The following is a 5,113-nucleotide window of genomic DNA, read 5'->3' as shown; positions in this document are numbered from 1 at the left end:
TCACGATCATCAACACATGGCATTCGGTATTATCAGGGATAAAACAGGGAATAGCCGCAAAATCACGAAAATCAGGAACAAGAGAACAACTTCCCCAGCCCGCATCGCTGCGCGGCGGCGATCACCCGGGATTTTGTTTTCAGAAAACGTCGGTGGTTCGCTCGGATTCAGCTTCACACAAACCAGCACGACGATGATATAGTTGGCCAGGAAAAGCTTGTTGATGGAGGTCTCGGTAAAAATTATCAAGATTATATTTCATGTTTATAATACACTTAAAAATTGATTTATAAATTTAATCAAAAGATTCTCATACCGTCGATTGGGCTAATTTACCCTATATTTTTCCTATAACATATGAACTGAATACCTGCAATAGTAGAAGATAAACCGACATAATTCAGATGAATGTCCGCCTACGCCGCTATCTTGGAAAGCTCTTGATCTGCGAGTTTATCCTTAACCTCAGCATGGTAAGTCGGATCAGAAGGCGGAGTCATTTTCTTAATTAGTGAAAGTCCCGGGAAGGAAACAGCGCCTTTGTCATATCGCGGGGATGCTTATGCAAATTCACTGCGCTACTGCTAACTGGCTTGGCTTTGGATCGCTTTTTGAGGAAATCTTCATCATCCAGATTTTCCAGGTAGTAAGAATAGTCCGTAATGTGATCCGCGATCAGATGGGTAACGATATCTTTGCGTTCGAGTACACCCGATATCTTGACCAGCCGCCCGGTCATCACCGCGCGCCGGAAGCGCTCAAAAACTTTTTGCCAGACAACAATGTTGATACTGCCCTCCTCATCTTCGAGGGTCATGAAAACCACCCCCTTTGACGTGCCCGGTCGTTGACGGGCAAGGACAAGTCCTGCCACACTCACGCGCTGCTTATGGGGGACTGTCAGCAGAAATTTGGATTGCGCTGTGCCCGGAAACTGCGGACGGAGAAGCTTGAGCGGATGATCTCTCAGGCTCAAACGAAGGGAGCGGTAATCCTGCAAAACATTTTCACCGACATGCATTTTAGGCAAAATAACATCCGGATCCATCCCTTGCTCATCTTCTCTCGCATAGGCAAACAAAGGTAGCGGCTTCTCGCCCTTGATCCCACTCGCCTGCCACAGCGCTTCACGGCGATCCAGACCCAACGAGGAAAAGGCATCCGCATTTGCCAGCCGTTTGAGGGAGGCGGGCTTTACTCCGGCCCTCATCCATAAATCGCGCACCGTGACATATCCGTTCTGCCTCGCCGCGGCGATCCAGTCCGCATCCTCCTCCTTCATGCTGCGGACCTGCCGCAGCCCCAAACGCAGCACCAAGCCGCCTTCCCCCGGCTCCAGAATGCTGTCCCATGCCGAGTAATTGACATCCGGCGACTTCACCGTCACGCCATGCTCTCGGGCATCGCCGATAATCTGCGCGGGCGCGTAAAATCCCATCGGTTGGGAATTCAGCAAGGCACAGGCGAAAACATCAGGGTGGTGGTATTTAATCCAGGCCGAGGCGTAGACGAGTAACGCGAAAGACGCCGCATGGCTTTCCGGGAAGCCATATTCACCAAATCCTTCAATCTGTTTGAAGCATCTCTCCGCAAATTCAATTTCATAACCATTCTTTTTCATCCCTCTGATAAATTTCTCCCGGAAGGAATTGATAGTTCCCATTTTGCGGAATGTCGCCATGGCGCGGCGCAGCTGATCGGCCTCGCCGGGAGTGAACCTCGCCCCGACAATGGCGATGCGCATGGCCTGTTCCTGAAAAAGCGGGACGCCAAGTGTTTTGCTCAAAACACCTTCAAGTTCTTTTGACGGGTAAACCGCTTTTTCTTCCCCGTTCCTGCGGCGGATGTAGGGATGCACCATATCGCCCTGAATAGGCCCGGGGCGAACGATCGCCACCTCAATCACCAGATCATAAAAATTGCGGGGCTTCATACGCGGGAGGAAAGACATCTGCGCCCGGCTTTCCACCTGAAAGACGCCAATGCTGTCGGCCTGACACAGCATATCATAGACCGCGTCATCTCCTTCGGGCAGGGAGGCGAGCGTATGGGAGGCGCCATAATGGCTTTTCATCAATTCGAACGCCCGGCGAAGGCAGGACAACATCCCGAGCCCCAAAACATCGACCTTCAAAATTCCCAAAGTATCAATATCATCCTTGTCCCATTCAATAACGGTGCGGTTTTCCATGGCCGCATTTTCGATGGGGACGATTTCATCGAGGCGGGATTTGGTAACAATAAATCCGCCCACATGCTGGGATAAATGGCGCGGATATCCCATGATCTTCTGGCTCAACTCCGCACAGAGCGCCAGCCGCCTATCATCCGGATCAAGCCCCGCCGCCTTGATCTGGGCGCGACTTGTTCCCTTATCCGATGTCGACCAGCCCCAGATGAGGCTGGTCATGGAGGACAAGGTATCCTGCGACAGACCAAGCGCCTTGCCCACCTCGCGGATTGCCGACCGGGCGCGATAGCAGATCACCGTTGCCGACAGGCCGGCGCGGTGGCGACCATATTTCTCATAGATATACTGGATAACCTCTTCACGGCGTTCATGTTCAAAATCGACATCAATATCCGGCGGCTCGTTCCTCTCAATGGACACAAACCGTTCAAACACCATATCAAGCCGTTCCGGCGAGACGGAGGTAATGCCCAGAACATAACAAACCACCGAATTGGCCGCAGAGCCCCGCCCCTGGCACAGGATTTCCTGTTCCGTCGCAAATTTAACGATGTCATAAATGGTGAGGAAATACGGCGCATAATTTAGCGCCTTGATAACCGCCAGCTCCCGTTGGACAAGCTCCGTTACCTTTTCCGGGACGCCATGAGGGAATAAATACGCCGGATAGCGAATTGGCAGATGTTGGTCAATGAGCCGCTCCAGCTCCATTTGCGGATCCTGCCCGTTCGATACTTCATCCGGATATTCATATTTAAGTTCATCCAGAGAAAATGTAATCCGCCGGCTGATTTCCTGGCTATGTCTGACCGCATCTTCGTAGCCAGCAAAAAGCTCAAGCATTTCCTCCGTGCCTTTCAGATGCCGCTCGGCATTCTTCTGCAGGCGTGTGCCCGCCGCATCAATGGTGCAATGCTCGCGAATACAGGTCAGAATATCCGCGACCGGGCGATTTTCCGGGACATGCATCATGGCATGATTGGTGGCAACAACCGGCACTTTATGCGCATGGGCTACCCTATGCAGCCGTTCCAATCGCACTTCATCATGGCCCAGCAGCAGGTTTTCCACCGCAAGATGAAGGGATGTTCCAAGCTTTGCGGCCCAATAGCGCAGGCATTCCCCGAAATGATCATCCATCTCAGCCGGTGCCTGCAAGATGAAGATCATCCCCGCCGCCCATTCCAGCACATCCTCCTTATGGATCAGGCATTGCCCTTTTTCCGTCCGCTGCCGTCCGCAACTGATCAGGCGACACAGCCGCCCATAAGCTTGCCGGTCCGTCGGCAGAGCGATCAGGCATTGTCCATCGGACAGGAGCAGCTCTGCGCCAACGATAATCCGCTGCCCGATTTTTTTTGCTTCCGCATAGGCCCGGACAATTCCCGCCAGAGAATTCCGGTCCGTGATGGCGACTGCCTCCAGCCCCAGCTCCTTCGCCCGGCGCACATATTCCTCCGGATGAGACGCCCCCTCCAGAAAGGTGAAATTCGTTATGGTGTGAAGTTCGGCGAAGCGGAGCATCTGTCAGCTTCCCAGCCCATGAACAAACCATTGGGTCTTCATCCCGTCAGACACTCGATAGAGCCAGAGCAACGCCCCGAAGTCGGCTTTTGCCCACCAGTAATCACGCGCGCCACTCCGCCAGCCGGGGTCATCCCGCCACCAGTCCGGCTCTATCCGTTCCGGGCCCGACAGCGGCGTCAGATGACATTCTTTCCCCTGCCAAAAAACCGTTTTAGGTGCCCTCTTCTCAATGCCGTCCCGCAGAAGAACAGACACCGGCCTCTTTAAAATCCGAAGCGGTCGCTTGCCGGAGGGAGGGCACCAGTTTTGGAATTGCGTGGCGTAAAGCGCGGTCTGCCGATTGAAGGCCCGCTCCGGGATATGGCTATCGGACGGAAAAAACCGCTGAATATGCTGAGCGCCGACCATGTTTGAGAGTTCATTGATCAATCTCTCCTTATCCTGTTCCCGGTTTTGGATATCGCTGTTTTCCAGAGAGAGTTGATGACGGGAAAGCGGTGCCACCTGCTCCGCGATTAGGGTCAGGCGATCAATGCCAAAGCCGACATCGATCTGATCAAAATGATGCAGGAACAGCCGTTTCAAAATAGTCGTATCAACGCTCGGACGGGTGAGCTGAATGGAGAAAGACATGGTCTCATGATCAACCCGGTCCAGTTGCAATCGCGCCGTGCGCACCCCCTGCTGCATGCCGGACAATCGTTGGCACAGCTTTTCAAGCAGCCGTTCCAGCGCCGCCTCCACCCCGGCATTGGTCGCCAATGGATCAAAAAACTGCATCTCCTCGATCAGCCGCTTTTTATGACGTGCAAATTCCGTGACCTCGGTCGCTCGGCCAAAAAACCGGTCAAACCGGCTTATTCCCTCCAAACCTACTCGGCTGGTCAGGGCCACGCGGGGCAGCTTGGTCAAATCCCCGATTTTTTTGAGCCCCAGTCTCTGACAAAGCGCGGTGGATGCATAGGACAACCGCAGCGCCTCAACGGGCAACTCGCTCGCCACCCCTTCTAGTATCTCCGTCCTAATATTGCTTTTAGTCTCCCCGAAATGAGCAAAGCCCCAAGCAGCAGCCTTACTGTCCGCAAGGGCAAGACGGACCGTAAATCCGAAGTTTTTCATCTGCGTTTCTATTGTGTCCAGAAGAGCGTCTTCGCCGCCGAACAGATGGCTCGCGCCGGCGATATCCAGATACAGGTTATGCCCGGCACCCCGGGACACGCGGGGCGTGAACCGGCTCGTCCAGCGCAGCAGACCCTGCAAGCAGCGCATATCCCGCATTGGGTCTGCGTCATAATAGAGCATATCAGGTGCGGCAGCGCGCACATCGGCAAGACTCATGCCTGGCACGAACCCCATATTTCCGGCATTCCGGCTTAATGCCGAGACAAAGACACG

The 5,113-nt window shown here is 53.8% G+C and carries 3 protein-coding genes; 1 reads left to right on the top strand and 2 read right to left on the bottom strand.

Annotated elements, in window-relative coordinates:
* On the top strand, window positions 1–202 hold a 202-nt coding region (locus tag P1U71_RS17730), incomplete at its 5' end, for a hypothetical protein (RefSeq protein ID WP_301107006.1).
* Window positions 203–508: 306 nt separating this feature from the next.
* Here the strand turns inward: P1U71_RS17730 and P1U71_RS17725 are convergent.
* Complete coding sequence (locus P1U71_RS17725; RefSeq protein WP_301107005.1) at window positions 509–3,715, bottom strand: error-prone DNA polymerase; 3,207 nt, start codon at window positions 3,713–3,715, stop codon at window positions 509–511.
* A 3-nt stretch (window positions 3,716–3,718) separates the two neighbouring features.
* On the bottom strand, window positions 3,719–5,113 hold a 1,395-nt coding region (locus P1U71_RS17720; protein WP_301107004.1), incomplete at its 5' end, for a DNA polymerase Y family protein.

The sequence above is a fragment of the Sneathiella sp. genome (assembly GCF_029233945.1).
In the GTDB taxonomy this organism is placed as follows: Bacteria; Pseudomonadota; Alphaproteobacteria; order Sneathiellales; family Sneathiellaceae; genus Sneathiella.
The sequence above is the reverse complement of the archived record's forward strand: the minus strand, read 5'-3'. Positions and strand labels throughout refer to the sequence as shown.

What these genes read in the sequence shown, in the direction of transcription:
- P1U71_RS17725 (WP_301107005.1), bottom strand. Translation starts at nt 3,715, where the DNA reads ATGCTCCGCTTCGCCGAACTTCACACCATAACGAATTTCACCTTTCTG.